The following is a 13,780-nucleotide window of genomic DNA, read 5'->3' on the forward strand; positions in this document are numbered from 1 at the left end:
AAGGTGTCGAAGTTAAGAGGGTGCTCGATGAAACGCTATCTGGTGTTTGCGCTAGTCGGTCCGTTCGTCGGCGGGTTCCTGCTGCTGCTCACGACGACCTATCAGTCCGGCTATTGGACCCAGACCAGCCTCGGCGAGGTCGGCAAGCTGTTCGCAGTCTTCTTCAAGACCCTGCAATACAGCTATCTGTTCGGCTTCCTGCCCTCGTTGATGATCGGCGCGGTCGACGACATCCTAATCCACATCAGACGGATCGGCCCGGTCCTGCGGATGCTGCTGGTCGGCCTGTTCGCCTTCGTCCTGGCCTCGATGACCTACAGCTCGCGGGGGCCGGATTCGGGCGCCGTGCAGTTCATCCTGTACGGCCTCGTCGGGTTCGTACCGGCAGTGATTTCATCCTGGTTCGTGCATAGATATGTCGAGGAGCCGCAGGCAATGACCGCACCAACCTGACTGCGCGACCTTCGGGCGCGGCCTAGCAACCTCCGCCGCCGCGGCGCGTTCATTGGAAGCCATGACCATGTCCGACGACGACATCCTTGCTCCGCGCCGATCCCGTTCGGGAAGCGGCTCGCATGCGACCTTTGCGGCTAAGCAAGCGCGCGGGCCGATCATCGACCAGGAGGGTCACGAGATTCGCCCTGAGACGCTGGAGCAGGGATTTCGCGAGTTTCGCTTCGAATTCGGGCAAGGCAATCCGTTCGGCAATCTGACGCGCGAGCAGCGGATCGCGCGGCTCGAGGCGATCGCAAAGCTGCTCGACGTTGCCTTCATCCTGCCCGGCACCAATATCCGCTACGGCATCGACGGGCTGATCGGGCTGATCCCGGTCGTCGGCGACATCATCACCACCGCGATCTCGTTGTGGCTGGTGCGCGAGGCGAGGGCGCTGGGCGCGCCCTGGTACATCACAGCGCGCATGCTCGGCAATGTCGCGGTTGACGGCGTGGTCGGCCTGGTCCCGTTCGCGGGCGACGCCTTCGACGTCATGTTCCGCGCCAACATGCGCAACGTGCGCCTGCTCCGCCGCTGGCTGGAGAAGCAGCCGAGGATTTAAGCGTCGCGCGCATTCTTCGCCCATCCCCGCAAGCGGGGCGGGGGGAAACGCAAAAAGCGCGACGGCCCTTCGGCCATCGCGCTTTCAGCGCACATTACATGGCTTTACGAAAGCTTACGCCGCGTCGGCATCGGTCTCCGCCGGCTTGCGACGGCGGGGCAACGGGAAGGCCTCACTCTCATAGAGCGAGCGGATGCCGTTCTGGTCGAAGCGCGCTTCCTCGACCTGGAGATAGGCGCCGTTCAGCGAATCCGTCGGCAACTGCTCCATCGCGAACTGCACGGCTTCGGCCGCGGTGCCGAACCGGCGATAGGTGAAGCCCGCGCGCTTCTTCTTGCGGATCGCGGCGGGGAAGAGTTCGGCGGAGGTGTTGAAGTTGAACGGACGCAGTGGACGCATGGTCAAAGACCTCGTGATCTTCTCTGGGGCTTTAAGCGCGTGGGGTTGGGGAGGGCAGAGGCCGCAATCGAGCGGGCCCGCCGCACATGGCATTTTCGTCCTCTAATATAGGCCGATTTGACAAAAATGCGACCCCTGCGATGCGAGATGATGAATCCGCGCATGGCAGCCCCGCGCGCGCGATAAATCAAGCAATTTCAAATGGTTGCATGATTTACAACTTGCCGAGAAGCAGCAGCACGACCAGCACCACGAGCACGACGCCCCCGATCCCCATGCCGGAATGGCCGAGGCCATAGCCATAACCGCCGATCCGGCCGGACAGCCCGCCCAGCAGGTAGATGATCACCAGGATGATCAGGATGGTCCCGAGTGACATCGCATTCTCCCTGGCGGCCGCCAAAATGCGATGACTGACCGCACCGCCACGAGAGAAAGCACACTTCGCCGCCCGGGTTCCGGGACAGAACCCGGTGACGCGCCAAGTTTATTTCGGCTCGAGCTTCAGCGCGGCGGAGTTGATGCAGTAACGCAGGCCGGTCGGCCCAGGGCCGTCGGGGAAGACATGACCGAGATGGCCGCTGCACTTGGCGCACAGCACCTCGGTGCGGATCATGCCGTGGCTGGTGTCGCGCTCCTCGTCGATATGGCTCTCGATGGCGGGCTGGTTGAAGCTCGGCCAGCCGCAGCCGGAATCGAACTTGGCATCGGAAGAGAACAGCACGTTGCCGCAGCCGGCGCAGACATAGGTGCCGGCGCGCTCGTCGTGCTCATATTCGCCGGAGAAGGGACGCTCGGTCGCCTTCTCGCGCAGCACCGCGTACTGCATCGGCGTCAGCTCGCGCCGCCACTGCTCTTCGCTCTTGATGAGCTTGTCGTCCGTTGTTTTCGTCTTGGGATCGGGCATGGGTCTCCCGTTTCTCTCGTCATCTCGTGATCAGTTGGTGGCCTTGCTGGCATTCACCAGCGTCGGCTTTTCAATGTAATTATCCGCGAACAGCTTTTTCAGGTTCTCGACCTTGGGGATGTCGTTATAGGCGATGTAAGGCTGGTTCGGGTGCAGCGTCAGATAGTCCTGGTGATAGGCCTCCGCCGGATAGAACGCCTCCAGCGCGCCGACCTTAGTCACGATCGGCTTGTTGAAGACCCGGGCCGCGTTGAGCTGGGCGATATAGGCCTCGGCCACCTTCTTCTGCTCGTCGGAGGTGGTGAAGATCGCCGAGCGGTATTGCGGGCCCACGTCAGGGCCCTGCCGGTTGAGCTGGGTCGGATCGTGCACCACCGAGAAGTAGATCTGGAGAATCTTTCCGTACGTAATCTTCTTCGGGTCGTACTTGATCTCGACGGACTCGGCGTGACCGGTGCGGCCGCTCGAGACGGTCTGGTAGTCGGCAGTCGCCCTGGTGCCGCCGGCATAGCCGGAGACGGCGTTGACGACGCCCGCGGTGTGCTGGAAGACGCCCTGAACGCCCCAGAAGCAGCCGCCGGCGACGACGGCGGTCTGGATTCCGCTCGCGGGCGCTGCATCCATAGCGGGAGCGGGGATCACGACCGCATCCTCCGCGGCCATCGACGGCACGGTGAACGAAAACGCCAATGCGGCGGTCGCGGCAAACAGGGACAGGGCACGGAAAGGAATTCGGCTCATGGCGCATCCTCGTTCGAAGGCGTTAGTGTAGGGCGATTGGCGTCAAGCGAACAGCCCGCTTGGAGGCAGTTCGTTACCCGAGATACGGGCCGGCCGGGCCATTATTACTTAATGCCGGACACGAGTCCGTGAAGTGAGCAACTCGTCATTCCGGCGGCGGGGGAGATACTCAGGAGCGCAAGTGCGCAGCATAGTTCGAGCTGCGCATCGCCTCGGAATGGCCAGTGTCACGACGCTTCGGCCCCGAACCTTAAACGACAATAGAGAGCCGCTTCGCCGCGCGCGTGATCCCCGTATATAGCCAACGTGCCCTGGAGTCCTGGAACGCAAAGCTCTCGTCGAACAGCACGACGTCGTCCCATTGCGAGCCTTGCGACTTGTGCACCGTGAGCACGTAGCCGTAGTCGAACTCGTCATAGGGCTTGCGCTGCTCCCAGGAGATCTGCTCGACGCCGCCCTCGAAGCAGTCGGCGCGCACCGAGACCTTCGTCACCTTGTGGCCGAAATCCTCGTCCGGCGACAGCCGCATGCTGAGGATGCGCGATTTCGAGCGCGACGTGTTGCGCGACTTCACGCGCCATAGCCCACCGTTGAACAGGCCCTTCTTGCGGTTGTTGCGCAGGCACACCAGCTTGTCGCCGGCGACCGGAAAGGCGTCCTCTATGTTCTGGCGCTGGCGCACCCGCATGTTGTAGGCGCGTCGGGTGTTGTTGCGGCCGACCAGCACCTGGTCGGCGCCCATGACCCGGTCAGGATCGAGCTCCTTACGCGACACCACCTCGCTCTCGCCGTAACGGCCGATGTCGAGTTCGCGGCCTTCGCGCACGTCCATCGACATCCGCACGATCGGATCGTCCTGGGCCTGGCGATGTACCTCGGTCAGCATCGCGTCGGGCTCCGAATTGGTGAAGAAGCCGCCGCCCTGGATCGGAGGAAGCTGCGCGGGATCGCCCAGCACCAGCAGCGGGCAATCGAACGACATTAGGTCCCGCCCCAATTCGGCGTCGACCATCGAGCATTCGTCGATCACGATCAGCTTGGCTTTTGAGGCTGGCGCGTCGTCCCACAGCTCGAAGCTCGGCTGCTCCTCGCCGGATTCGCGGGCGCGATAGATCAGGGAGTGGATGGTGGAGGCATCGTCGCAACCCTTGTTGCGCATCACCAGCGCCGCCTTGCCGGTGAAAGCGGCGAACTTCACCTCGCCGTCGACGCCCTCGGCGATGTGCCGCGCCAGCGTGGTCTTGCCGGTGCCGGCAAAGCCGAACAGGCGGAACACCGGCGGCGTGCCGCCGCGGCCGGGTTTTGCTTTCAGCCAATCGCCAACGGCCTTGAGCGCGGCGTCTTGATGCGGGGTGAATGTCGGCATGGCTTTCCGGGAAGAGCGGGCGCCACACTTAAATGAGTCGCCACTGGCAAACTAACCGTTCGTTCGCTGCAATCAAGTCATTCTCCCGCACGGCGGAATTGCTGCTCCGTAGACAGCGTTGCCTCACGCACTAAGATGAGGCCAACAAGAACAATGTGGGAGAGCGACGCCATGAAGTTCGGCATCTTCTACGAGCTGCAATTGCCGCGGCCCTGGGTGGCCGGTGACGAGCTCAGGCTCTACCAGAACGCGCTCTCGCAGATGGAGCTCGCCGACAGGCTCGGCTACGACCATGCCTGGGTGGTCGAGCATCACTTCCTCGAGGAATATTCGCACTCGCCCTCGCCGGAATCCTTCCTGGCCGCTGCAAGCCAACGCACGCAGAAGATCAGGCTCGGCCATGGCATCCTTCAGCTCACCACCAACCACCCGGCACGCGTCGCCGAGCGCGTCGCGGTGCTCGACCTGCTCAGCAACGGCCGCTGCGAATTCGGCATGGGCGAGAGCGCGTCGATCACCGAGCTCGAGCCGTTCGGGCGCGACATGGAAAGCAAGAAGGAGGTGTTCGACGAGGCCGTGGCCGCGATCTTCCCGATGTTCAAAGACGGCGGCAGCGAGCATCACGGCAAGTACTTCGACATCCCCTTGCGCAACGTCGTCCCGAAGCCGGTGCAGAAGCCGCATCCGCCGCTGTGGATGGCATGCTCGCAACTGCCGACCATCGAGCGCGCCGGCCGCCACGGCTTCGGCGCGCTCGGCTTTCAGTTCGTCAGCGCCGATGCCGCCCACGCCTGGGTGCACGCCTACTACAATGCGATGACTAAGCGGCTCACCAAGCTTGCCGATTACGAGATCAACCCGAACATGGCGCTGGTCTCGTTCTTCATGTGCGCCAAGACCGACGAGGAGGCGCGTGCCCGCGCCGACGGCGCCACCTTCTTCCAGTTCGCGCTGCGCTTCTACGGCGCCGCGCAGAACCGCCAGCGGCCCGCGCCCGGCACGGTCAACATGTGGGACGAGTACAACAAGTGGAAGCGCGACAATCCGCAAGCCCAGGAGGCAGCGTTGCGCGGCGGCCTGATCGGCTCGCCCGAGACCATCCGCAGGAAGCTGAAGCGATTCCAGTCTTCGCATATCGACCAGGTCATCCTGCTCAATCAGGCCGGCAAGAACAGCCACGAGCACATCTGCGAATCGCTCGAGCTGTTCGGCCGCGAGGTGATGCCGGAGTTCCAGAACGATCCGGCCCAAGCGGCCTGGAAGCAGGGCGTCATGAGCGGCGAGATCAAGCTGGAGGAAATCGACACGCAGGCCTTCACCGACCGCTACGGCAAGCTCGCGATCAACGTCGCCCCGGTGAAGGCCGCGGCGGGCCACGCCGTTCGGTAAGTCATGCTGCTGACGCAATCTCTGTCTTAGTCGGCGACAACGTAAAACACTGCGTGGGAACCGCTCTGGTTCCCCACGACGGTTCCATAGCCAAGGGGTTGGCACGAATCCGCAAAACATCGGCGCAAGCTTCATGAACGCTTCCGCGTTCGCTTGCTCTGTTTGCGGTGGCGGGAACCGGCGATCGAAAAAATCATAGGAGTTATGATGCTGTTCCGCTCGAGCGCCGCACTTTGCGGCGCCCTGGTTGCGCTTGCCGTTTCTGTTACCGTTGCTCGTGGTGAAACGCGGGGAGTTCACTCAAGCACCGTCGTCGATGCTAGCTCCGAGAATGCGCTCGTCGGCGCTGCCTCCATGTACAATCCCTTTAAGCCCGGCAAGGAGGAGGGCGGTCCGCGCACAGCCTCCGGCGAGCGTTATGATCCCTCTGCCTGGACGGCTGCCATCAAGACGAGTTTGCGTCGGAGATTTGGCGGGGTCCCATTTGGCGTGAGGCCAAAGTTTGCCCTCGTCGAGGCCGTCGGCAAGAAGGTCATCGTCAAGATAAATGACGTCGGACCACTCAGGCCCGGCCGCATCATTGACTTCAACGAGCGGACGATGCGCCATTTCGATCCAAGCCTGGAGCTCGGAGTCATTAAGGACGTAAAAGTTAGTCCGCTTTCAGGGGACAATTGGACACTGGGACCGGTGGGCTGAGAATCCAAGTTGGAAGAGGCAGTGCACGTCCCGGGACGGCGGGGCCGCCTTGACGGTCTAAAGTCTACGCATATCGACCAGATCACCCTGCTCAAGGAGGCCGGCAAGATGAGCCACGAGCACATCTGCCAATCGCTCGAGCTGTTCGGCCGCGAGGTGATGCCGGAGCTCCAGAACGATCCGGCGCAGGCGGCGTGGAAACAGGGCGCGATGAATGGCGAGATCAAGCTGGCGGACATCGATACGCAGGCCTTCACCGACCGCTGTGGGCAAGCTCGCGATCAACGTCGCGGCGGGGAAGGCGGCGGCGGGTTAGCGGGCCTGTGCAGCTGAACCGGTATGCGGTGATCAGTGCACAAGCGCGGCATTTTGACCCGGAGCAGACCTCTCAGCCCGTTTCGTATCCAATCATTGGCTAGATGGCGATCATTGCAACTTTGTCCCCTTTGGGTTGTTGCGGAAATGGCGATGCCTACTGCGGCGCCTGACGCAATCGGCCCGTCAGACGGCCGCGATCAGCTTCGCGAGCCAACGCGCTGCCTCTAGCGGCGAGCTCGGTTGGCGCACGTCATCCTTGTTTAGCAATTCGAGCGTCGGCCGATATCGGCGCGCGTGGCGCGTGCTGTCGATCGAGAGCAAAGCGGCACGCACGAGCGCCTAGCCCTAAACGCAATGCGCGTCTCCGACGGTCAACGTCGCTCCTTATCGCGCTGGTCTCCCCGCTCTCGTCGTCACCAGCAAGCGCCAGGCAGCGCGAGGAACGATTCAACAAAGCGTGAGTTCGACCCTAAATCCAAGAAATAAAGCAAGAGGGTAAAGGCGATGACACGATCTGTGGAGGAGTTGAGACGCGAGTCCGAGCGCAACCGTGCAGAACTGGCGGCTACGGTAGGGCGACTAAAGGAGCAGATATCGGACACCGCCGACGACATTCGCCACAAGGTCTCGCCGCAGCACATCAAATCCGAAGTCACCGAATACGTCAGCCACAAGACCCAGAGTTGGGTCGAAGGGCTCAAGCAACAGATTATGGACAATCCGATGCGCGCAGTGGCCGCGGGCGCCGCAGTGGGAGTTCCGTTGCTGCGGTTGGCGCGAGGTGTGCCGTTGCCACTTCTGATGATCGGCGCCGGGCTTGCCCTGACTTCGAAGACAGTGCGGGATCGCGCTGCAGACGCCGCCGGTCCGGTCATGGATAATGCGGGGCGAATGCTAGAGGAGGTGACGGAGGGCGCCCGGGCCATGCAGGGCGATGCCAAGGAGACGCTATCCTCCGCTCAAAGCCGAGCCGCCGAGATGGCTGGTGACGCGCAGGACAAGGCCGCTGGAATTGCCGCTGATCTGCGGGCGAGCGCGGCTCGGGCCGCCAGTTTCGCGGGTGAAAAGCTCAAGAGCGGCATGGATGCAACCAAGGATGCCGCTGCCAGCGCGCCTGACCAGGCCCGTCAGACCATTGGCGACAATGCCGCCCTCATCGGAGGCTTGGGCATGGCGATCGGCGCCATCATTGCTGCGGCTCTTCCCGAGACCAGGGCTGAAGCCAAGGTCATGGGGAGAGCAAGCGACGGAGTGAAGCAGGCCGCGGCGGCTGCGGCGCAATCCGGATTCGAGGCAGCGAAAGACGCGACCACATCGGCAGCCGATGTTGCGGCGCAAAGGGTCGGCGAGGCTGATCTCGGCGCCCACGCCAGCCGTATGACGCAGAACATGGCGGACACATTGAAAGAGGCTGCCGGCGACGTGGTCAAAGCTGCCTTTAGTCCCCCTCAAACCAACACTTGAAGGAAAACCATCATGAGCGATTTGGACCCGCACAACGTAACGCAGTTCGCAAAGGATCAGGACAAAGGCACCGCGAAGGATCTGAAAGGACAGATCGGCGATGCCGGAGCGGAGATGAAGCAGCGCGCCGGTGATGCTCTCCAGGCATCGGCTGATCTTGCGCGTGACAAATTCAGTGAGGCCGCGGATGCAGCCAAGGGGGTCGCGGAGGGAACCGTGGACCAGATCCAGAGCCAGGCCCGTGAGCAGCAGCGGTCCGGTGCCGATTTCATCGAGCGCCTGGCGGGCAATATCCGCGAAGCCGGAAGAGCTTTTGAGACCGACGTACCGTTCGCGGCACGTGGCATCGATTCCGCCGCCGACTATGTCGAGGACGCCGCCCAGAAGATCCGGGAAGGGAGCTTCCGGGATCTCGTCGAAGGCGCAACCGACTTCGCCAAACGTCAGCCTGCGGCCTTCCTCGGAATATCGGTGCTGGCAGGCTTTGCGGCCGTCCGCTTCCTGAAGGCATCGGGCGGACACTCGTCCCCAGGGCAGCGCGACACGACGAACAGATCGTCGCCGGGAAGCGGTCAGAAGCCGGGCGGGACCTCATTTTCGGCGGGAGAACAGACCTGGCCTCAGGGGTCCGTGCGGCGTGGCCCTAATCCCCAACAAACCTCATCCACGCAGGGCAACACAGTACCATGAGCATCGAGCGCGATATCAAAACCAGTCAAAGCGAGTTCAGGGCGATCTCGACCCTGCTCGGCGATGCCATGTCGCAGTTCGCCAAGCTCTTCCAGAACGAGATAGAGCTGGCAAAGGCGGAGGTTGGCGAAAAGCTTCAGAAGATCGGCAGCGCGCTAGGCTTGATCGTAGGCGGCGCCGTTCTGGTGATCCCGGCGATCGTCATGGCACTGTTCGCCCTATCCGCCGCATTGATCTCCGCGGGATGGTCGCAGCCGGTCTCTTATCTGACGTCGGCAATTATCGCGGCGGCCATCGCCGCCGTGCTGGTCGCCGTTGGCATCAACCGGCTTGATGCGCGTCATCTGGCCCCCAGGGAAACGATCGGCCAGCTCGAAAAGGATAAGGACACTGTCAAGGGAATGGTGCGATGAGCAGCACAAAAACCAGCTTTATGGACAATTTGGTGGCCGCTGCCCGGGAAAACCCGCTTGCCGCCGCGCTGATCGGAGGTGGAGCCCTCTGGCTGTTGGCCGGCGACCGGCAGCTTAAGACTGCGGCGCGTTCGGCTGCGGATGCCGTCGCGCCGGTCGTCGACCTTGGGACGAGTGGTCTCAGGTCGGCGGCATCCGCGATCAAGCAGACCGAGGCTCCCCCAACCGCACCTGAAATGGACAACGATCGGTCGACGGGCGTCGGAGAAACCTTGGGAGGCGCGACCGCTGCCGCTTCCGATGCGGTCTCGGGAGCGGCCGACAACGTCCGAGATCGTTTCGACGAGGGCGTTGCCTTCGCGCAGGAGAAGTTCAGCAGGCTCGGCAACGCGTTTCCGGACAGGGAGGCCATAAACAACGCGAAGTCATCACTCGCCAATATGCTCGAACGGCAGCCGCTCGTGCTTGGGCTCGTGGGCATCGCGATCGGTGCGGCGGTTGCAGGCGCGTTTCGCGCCTCCGAGATCGAGAACAAGTATATCGGCGAGGTCAGCGACGATGTGAAAGCCGACCTGAACCGGCGCGCCGGCGCGGTGTCGCAGGCCGTGCGTGAGGCCTCGGACACGGTTGTCGCAGAAATCAGCGACACCAGCGCCGAAGTAGTGGACCGAGTTAAGCAGGCCGGCACGGACGCTGCGGCAGCTGCCCGTGCGGAGGTGAAGTCTCTTTGATGAGACCAGAAAGGGGCGCGCTGGCCGTCAACGGCGCGCGCCCTTTGCTCGAGCTTGATCAGGCAGGATGCTTCGCACGCAAGTCGCTGCGGAGAAAAGCCCGGCCTTCTGCTCTTCAAATCGTGCGCCGTTGTCGTCCGGCGATGAGGCCATACACAAAGAGCACGATGATGGCGCCGACCACGGCGCCGATGAGTCCGGCACCCTCTCCAGGACGGTACCAGCCAAGGGCTTGGCCGAGGTAGGTGGCTACGAAGGCGCCAACGATCCCGAGGATGGTCGTAAGGATGAACCCGGAGGGTTCGTTGTCACCTGGCATGATGAACTTTGCGATCACCCCCGCGATAAAGCCGATAATGATGGTCCAAATAATGCTCATTCTCCACTCCTCCTGAATAAACGACGACGGCAGTGCGAAGGCTATGAGGTGGGTAAACGCCCCTCAGGCGTGTACTTGTCGATTGCTTGGGGAAGCTCGCGCGATAACCTTGCGAGGATCTCCTCGTGAGACAGCCCGGTTTCCCGCTCCAGTTTGTCCAGCACGTCGGGGCCGATCGCTTCCCGCAATTGCGAGGGCGAGATGTCCTTGTTGGGCCCTGAACTGACCCAAGACCGAGCCGCGTCCCCGTGGCCGCTTTGGTCGAATTTCTCCAGCAGCTCGCCAATTCCGCCCTGCAGTAATCCTCCGACACCCGCCCCGCTCAGCATGCCCGTGAGATTGCCGAGCAGGCCGCCCAGCGGCTGGCGGGTGTTGGCGGGTTCAAGCGAGCCAGATCCCGGTCCTCTGAGCAACTCCGCCAGCTTGTCGCGGTTCTGATACCCGGCGATGGCCAGCAGTCCGAGCAGTGCGGTCATGGACGGCATTCCGCGGCTCATCTTGTAACTCCGTGATAAGGTTAGACAGCTCGAACTCGGCCAGTCCGGTTCTGTTCCTAGGCATGCATTCGCAGCTCGCCGGCGCCGGTGCAGGCGAAACGGAAGCGGGCGTGATGAGCGGCCAACGAGCGGGCGCCGCGTCAGTTCAATCCCAATATGGAATAGCCGGGCGGGCGATCATCAGCCAGAAGATGGCCAGCACGGCTGCGAACGCCGGAAATCCAAAGGCGAACCACCACCGGAAGAGACGGTCATACTCGGCAGGCAGCTTGGCGTCGGTCTCGACCGCACGCACGGCGAGATCGCGCATTCGCATCTGCATCCACACCACCGGCAGCCAGAAAGCGCCGGTCACCACGTAGAGTGCGATGGACGCCGCAATCCACCCCTCGCGAAGAGAATACCCGCTCGACCACGCGAGCCATGTGCCGGTGATCGGCTGCAGGATGACGGCGCTCGCGGTGAACAGGAAATCGGCCAGCACGACCGTCCGCGCCACCCCCGCGATCTCGCGCGGGTCGCCGCGCAGATGCGCCACCAGCATGAAGAAAGCGATGCCGGCACCCGTGCCGAGCAGGACCGCAGCACCGATGATGTGCACCATCTTGACCAGAAAATAGAGCATCAGCGATCCTCTCGGATCGCCATGGCGACCAGATTGAGCATCAGCACCGGCCAGATCTTCAGCATCGGTCCGAGCGGATCGGCCCACAGCCGCGGCACCAGCGCCGTACCGATCACGACATAGGTCAGCGAGATGATCAGTGCTGCCCGGAGCCCGTAAAGGCTAGCCGGCCGCCACAGAATGGCGAGACCGATGACGATGTCGGCGAGGGCTCCCGCAATGACGGTGAGGGCAGCGAACCTTTCTCCCAATCCGCCTTCCCGGACGTACGACATTCCGATCTCCCAGCCCGGTCCCAGGGAGATGATGCCGGTGACGATCCAGAACAGACCGAAAACGCCGAATATCAGCGGCTTCAGCGCATACAGCCGAGCAAACCAACGCTCCTGCACCGAGGCGGGCTCGCTTGCGAGCGCGGCTGCAAGGTCACGCGGCACGATGCCCGTAGCCTGACGCCAAGGCTCGGGATCGCCGGTCGCGCCGCGCCGCATCTCGGCCTGTGCCGTCGAGTTGACGGGCGTTACCCAGCCCAGCATCTGGGCAACGTCCCCGGCGCGGTAAGCTGCCGAAGCCGCCCAGGAAGGCAGGTGCAGCCGGTAAGCCGGCCTCCAGCGCAGCCAAGAGCGAAACAGCGCGACCGCGTCGCTGAAGGCAATCCGCCGCGGACCGGCCAGATCGAGCGCGAGGCGAGAAGGCGCGCCGGGTTGCAGGAAGAACAGGACCGTGTCGACGACGTCGTCGAGATGCACAGGTTGAATAGCTGCCGTATCGGGCATGATCGGTAGGACCGGCAGGGAGGCCAGCCCTCGCAACAATGCGCTGCCACCATAGGCGGGCCGGCCTACAACGACTGAAGGCCGCAGCACGACCCAGTCGAGGTCCCGCGCCATCAAGGCGGCTTCGCCGTCGCGTTTGGTGCGCGAAAAATCGGTCCGGGCATCGCGATTGCTGCCGATCGCCGAGAAGAGGATGACACGGCGGACGCCGGCGCTTTCACACGCAGCATAAAGTGCCGCGCTGCCGGCGACATGAACGCCTTGCATGTCCTGCCCCTGCAGGGCACCCGCCGCATTGATGACGGCATCGACGCCCGCAAGAATGCCCTTCCACTTCGAAGCGTCGGTGGTCCGGGCAACATCGAGGGTGATGTGGTGCGCATTGGGTGCCGCCGGATGACGCGACACCAATACGCATTCATGCCCGTCGGCGGAGAGCCTGGCGTGGATTGCCGATCCAATAAGCCCCGTCCCCCCAACGAGCAGGATGCGCATCGACTGGTCCCTCAATTGGTCGCCCCGGGGAACGCAAACCGCTGATCAATTCTGAAGGCGCAGACGAATAAAGCAGGGCTGATGTAATGGTTCCTCGCGGCGGAACAGGTGAGTTTGGTGCAGACAGCGCCTTGTCGCGACCGCCCTTGCCGCAGATGTTGCGTCGCCATCGATATGAGAGGGTCGCCGCGCCGACGCTAGATTACCGGACGCGGCGGCGGCGCAGGACCTGTACGGAGAAGCGGGAAGGTGGCGATTCTCGAGCTGAAATAAAAATGTGCATCGCCGGAATTGCGTTTCTTGACCCAAGCCTCCGTATGACCTGGGGCGCCGCCGAGCACCTGATCGTCTCGAGTCTCAGTCCTGCAACAAGCGAACTCCTGGAATGGCCATGGCAAAACATCGGATCTACACAACGAGCTTCGCAAGCGTTTACCCACTTTACGTCGCGAAAGCAGAGAAGAAAGGACGCAGCAAAGCCGAGATCGATCAGATCATCTCCTGGCTGACGGGCTATGGTCAGAAGGAGCTGGAAGCTGAACTGGAAAAACAGACGGACTTCGAGACCTTCTTTGCAAAGGCCCCCAAGATCAATCCTTCCCGATCCCTGATCAAAGGCGTGATTTGCGGCGTCCGAGTGGAGGATATCAAAGAACCAACGATGCGAGAGATCCGGTATCTCGATAAGCTGGTCGATGAGCTGGCCCGGGGAAAAACGATGGACAAGATTTTGCGAAAGGAGTGATTCTCGAGCGCCTGATTGAGCTCTTTGCGAACCCATCGGCCCAACGGGCGGATACCGCTCCATCTGATCGCGAGGATGAGGCAGCAGCT

General features: G+C 62.8%; 19 protein-coding genes. 10 read left to right on the top strand and 9 right to left on the bottom strand.

Annotation, left to right across the window (positions count from 1 at the left end; all coding sequences use genetic code 11):
• Positions 1–27 precede the first annotated feature (27 nt).
• Both IVA78_RS14395 and IVA78_RS14400 read left to right on the top strand, forming a co-directional pair.
• On the top strand, positions 28–453 hold the full coding sequence (locus IVA78_RS14395; protein WP_247466062.1) for a DUF5413 family protein: 426 nt from the start codon (positions 28–30) through the stop codon (positions 451–453).
• Positions 454–514: 61 nt separating this feature from the next.
• Positions 515–1,057, top strand: a complete 543-nt coding sequence (locus IVA78_RS14400; protein ID WP_247466065.1) for a DUF4112 domain-containing protein — start codon at positions 515–517, stop codon at positions 1,055–1,057.
• Positions 1,058–1,171: 114 nt separating this feature from the next.
• Here the strand turns inward: IVA78_RS14400 and IVA78_RS14405 are convergent, their stop codons facing one another.
• From IVA78_RS14405 to IVA78_RS14425, 5 genes are all read right to left on the bottom strand, one after another.
• The gene (locus tag IVA78_RS14405) at positions 1,172–1,456 is read right to left on the bottom strand and encodes a hypothetical protein (protein WP_247280129.1); all 285 of its coding nucleotides are present in this window, start codon (positions 1,454–1,456) and stop codon (positions 1,172–1,174) included.
• A 214-nt stretch (positions 1,457–1,670) separates the two neighbouring features.
• The gene (locus IVA78_RS14410; RefSeq protein WP_060737078.1) at positions 1,671–1,835 is read right to left on the bottom strand and encodes a DUF3309 family protein; all 165 of its coding nucleotides are present in this window, start codon (positions 1,833–1,835) and stop codon (positions 1,671–1,673) included.
• Positions 1,836–1,943: 108 nt separating this feature from the next.
• Positions 1,944–2,363, bottom strand: a complete 420-nt coding sequence (msrB, locus tag IVA78_RS14415; protein ID WP_247466068.1) for a peptide-methionine (R)-S-oxide reductase MsrB — start codon at positions 2,361–2,363, stop codon at positions 1,944–1,946.
• Positions 2,364–2,393: 30 nt separating this feature from the next.
• Positions 2,394–3,104: a peptide-methionine (S)-S-oxide reductase MsrA gene (gene msrA / locus IVA78_RS14420; protein ID WP_247466071.1), complete on the bottom strand. Its 711-nt coding sequence runs from the start codon at positions 3,102–3,104 to the stop codon at positions 2,394–2,396.
• Positions 3,105–3,354: 250 nt separating this feature from the next.
• The gene (locus IVA78_RS14425) at positions 3,355–4,470 is read right to left on the bottom strand and encodes an ATP-dependent RecD-like DNA helicase (RefSeq protein WP_247416313.1); all 1,116 of its coding nucleotides are present in this window, start codon (positions 4,468–4,470) and stop codon (positions 3,355–3,357) included.
• A 171-nt stretch (positions 4,471–4,641) separates the two neighbouring features.
• Here IVA78_RS14425 and IVA78_RS14430 point away from each other — a divergent pair, with 171 nt between their 5' ends.
• From IVA78_RS14430 to IVA78_RS14460, 7 genes are all read left to right on the top strand, one after another.
• The gene (locus tag IVA78_RS14430; RefSeq protein ID WP_247466073.1) at positions 4,642–5,859 is read left to right on the top strand and encodes an LLM class flavin-dependent oxidoreductase; all 1,218 of its coding nucleotides are present in this window, start codon (positions 4,642–4,644) and stop codon (positions 5,857–5,859) included.
• Positions 5,860–6,063: 204 nt separating this feature from the next.
• Complete coding sequence (locus IVA78_RS14435) at positions 6,064–6,558, top strand: septal ring lytic transglycosylase RlpA family protein (RefSeq protein ID WP_247466076.1); 495 nt, start codon at positions 6,064–6,066, stop codon at positions 6,556–6,558.
• A gap of 21 nt (positions 6,559–6,579) precedes the next feature.
• Positions 6,580–6,891: a hypothetical protein gene (locus IVA78_RS14440; protein ID WP_247466079.1), complete on the top strand. Its 312-nt coding sequence runs from the start codon at positions 6,580–6,582 to the stop codon at positions 6,889–6,891.
• A gap of 489 nt (positions 6,892–7,380) precedes the next feature.
• A complete protein-coding gene (locus tag IVA78_RS14445) occupies positions 7,381–8,340 on the top strand; it encodes a DUF3618 domain-containing protein (RefSeq protein WP_247466082.1) in 960 nt (319 codons plus the stop codon).
• Positions 8,341–8,352: 12 nt separating this feature from the next.
• The gene (locus tag IVA78_RS14450) at positions 8,353–9,030 is read left to right on the top strand and encodes a hypothetical protein (protein ID WP_247466084.1); all 678 of its coding nucleotides are present in this window, start codon (positions 8,353–8,355) and stop codon (positions 9,028–9,030) included.
• Complete coding sequence (locus tag IVA78_RS14455) at positions 9,027–9,443, top strand: phage holin family protein (protein WP_247333704.1); 417 nt, start codon at positions 9,027–9,029, stop codon at positions 9,441–9,443. Before IVA78_RS14450 ends, IVA78_RS14455 begins: the two co-directional genes overlap by 4 nt.
• Positions 9,440–10,174: a hypothetical protein gene (locus tag IVA78_RS14460; RefSeq protein ID WP_247466086.1), complete on the top strand. Its 735-nt coding sequence runs from the start codon at positions 9,440–9,442 to the stop codon at positions 10,172–10,174. The genes IVA78_RS14455 and IVA78_RS14460 overlap by 4 nt, the downstream gene beginning before the upstream one ends.
• 115 nt (positions 10,175–10,289) lie before the next feature.
• Here the strand turns inward: IVA78_RS14460 and IVA78_RS14465 are convergent, their stop codons facing one another.
• From IVA78_RS14465 to IVA78_RS14480, 4 genes are all read right to left on the bottom strand, one after another.
• Positions 10,290–10,553 carry a GlsB/YeaQ/YmgE family stress response membrane protein gene (locus IVA78_RS14465; RefSeq protein ID WP_247280118.1) on the bottom strand — a complete coding sequence of 88 codons (264 nt, stop codon included), beginning with the start codon at positions 10,551–10,553 and terminating at the stop codon, positions 10,290–10,292.
• Positions 10,554–10,594: 41 nt separating this feature from the next.
• The gene (locus IVA78_RS14470) at positions 10,595–11,050 is read right to left on the bottom strand and encodes a YidB family protein (RefSeq protein WP_247333699.1); all 456 of its coding nucleotides are present in this window, start codon (positions 11,048–11,050) and stop codon (positions 10,595–10,597) included.
• A gap of 145 nt (positions 11,051–11,195) precedes the next feature.
• On the bottom strand, positions 11,196–11,675 hold the full coding sequence (locus tag IVA78_RS14475) for a DUF2269 domain-containing protein (RefSeq protein ID WP_247466088.1): 480 nt from the start codon (positions 11,673–11,675) through the stop codon (positions 11,196–11,198).
• Positions 11,675–12,946, bottom strand: coding sequence for an SDR family oxidoreductase (locus IVA78_RS14480; RefSeq protein WP_247466089.1), 1,272 nt, complete (start codon positions 12,944–12,946; stop codon positions 11,675–11,677). The genes IVA78_RS14475 and IVA78_RS14480 overlap by 1 nt, the downstream gene beginning before the upstream one ends.
• 391 nt (positions 12,947–13,337) lie before the next feature.
• Between IVA78_RS14480 and IVA78_RS14485 the strand changes: the two genes are divergently transcribed.
• Positions 13,338–13,691 carry a DUF2200 domain-containing protein gene (locus tag IVA78_RS14485; RefSeq protein ID WP_247280276.1) on the top strand — a complete coding sequence of 118 codons (354 nt, stop codon included), beginning with the start codon at positions 13,338–13,340 and terminating at the stop codon, positions 13,689–13,691.
• Positions 13,692–13,780 lie beyond the last annotated feature (89 nt).

This window comes from Bradyrhizobium sp. 137 (genome assembly GCF_023074095.1).
In the GTDB taxonomy this organism is placed as follows: domain Bacteria; phylum Pseudomonadota; class Alphaproteobacteria; order Rhizobiales; family Xanthobacteraceae; genus Bradyrhizobium.

What these genes read in the sequence shown, in the direction of transcription:
- IVA78_RS14400 (WP_247466065.1), top strand. Translation starts at nt 515, where the DNA reads ATGACCATGTCCGACGACGACATCCTTGCTCCGCGCCGATCCCGTTCG.
- IVA78_RS14430 (WP_247466073.1), top strand. Translation starts at nt 4,642, where the DNA reads ATGAAGTTCGGCATCTTCTACGAGCTGCAATTGCCGCGGCCCTGGGTG.
- IVA78_RS14445 (WP_247466082.1), top strand. Translation starts at nt 7,381, where the DNA reads ATGACACGATCTGTGGAGGAGTTGAGACGCGAGTCCGAGCGCAACCGT.
- IVA78_RS14465 (WP_247280118.1), bottom strand. Translation starts at nt 10,553, where the DNA reads ATGAGCATTATTTGGACCATCATTATCGGCTTTATCGCGGGGGTGATC.
- IVA78_RS14425 (WP_247416313.1), bottom strand. Translation starts at nt 4,470, where the DNA reads ATGCCGACATTCACCCCGCATCAAGACGCCGCGCTCAAGGCCGTTGGC.
- IVA78_RS14470 (WP_247333699.1), bottom strand. Translation starts at nt 11,050, where the DNA reads ATGAGCCGCGGAATGCCGTCCATGACCGCACTGCTCGGACTGCTGGCC.
- IVA78_RS14460 (WP_247466086.1), top strand. Translation starts at nt 9,440, where the DNA reads ATGAGCAGCACAAAAACCAGCTTTATGGACAATTTGGTGGCCGCTGCC.
- IVA78_RS14410 (WP_060737078.1), bottom strand. Translation starts at nt 1,835, where the DNA reads ATGTCACTCGGGACCATCCTGATCATCCTGGTGATCATCTACCTGCTG.
- IVA78_RS14485 (WP_247280276.1), top strand. Translation starts at nt 13,338, where the DNA reads ATGGCAAAACATCGGATCTACACAACGAGCTTCGCAAGCGTTTACCCA.
- IVA78_RS14450 (WP_247466084.1), top strand. Translation starts at nt 8,353, where the DNA reads ATGAGCGATTTGGACCCGCACAACGTAACGCAGTTCGCAAAGGATCAG.
- IVA78_RS14475 (WP_247466088.1), bottom strand. Translation starts at nt 11,675, where the DNA reads ATGCTCTATTTTCTGGTCAAGATGGTGCACATCATCGGTGCTGCGGTC.
- IVA78_RS14480 (WP_247466089.1), bottom strand. Translation starts at nt 12,946, where the DNA reads ATGCGCATCCTGCTCGTTGGGGGGACGGGGCTTATTGGATCGGCAATC.
- IVA78_RS14455 (WP_247333704.1), top strand. Translation starts at nt 9,027, where the DNA reads ATGAGCATCGAGCGCGATATCAAAACCAGTCAAAGCGAGTTCAGGGCG.
- IVA78_RS14435 (WP_247466076.1), top strand. Translation starts at nt 6,064, where the DNA reads ATGATGCTGTTCCGCTCGAGCGCCGCACTTTGCGGCGCCCTGGTTGCG.
- msrA (WP_247466071.1), bottom strand. Translation starts at nt 3,104, where the DNA reads ATGAGCCGAATTCCTTTCCGTGCCCTGTCCCTGTTTGCCGCGACCGCC.
- IVA78_RS14405 (WP_247280129.1), bottom strand. Translation starts at nt 1,456, where the DNA reads ATGCGTCCACTGCGTCCGTTCAACTTCAACACCTCCGCCGAACTCTTC.
- msrB (WP_247466068.1), bottom strand. Translation starts at nt 2,363, where the DNA reads ATGCCCGATCCCAAGACGAAAACAACGGACGACAAGCTCATCAAGAGC.
- IVA78_RS14395 (WP_247466062.1), top strand. Translation starts at nt 28, where the DNA reads ATGAAACGCTATCTGGTGTTTGCGCTAGTCGGTCCGTTCGTCGGCGGG.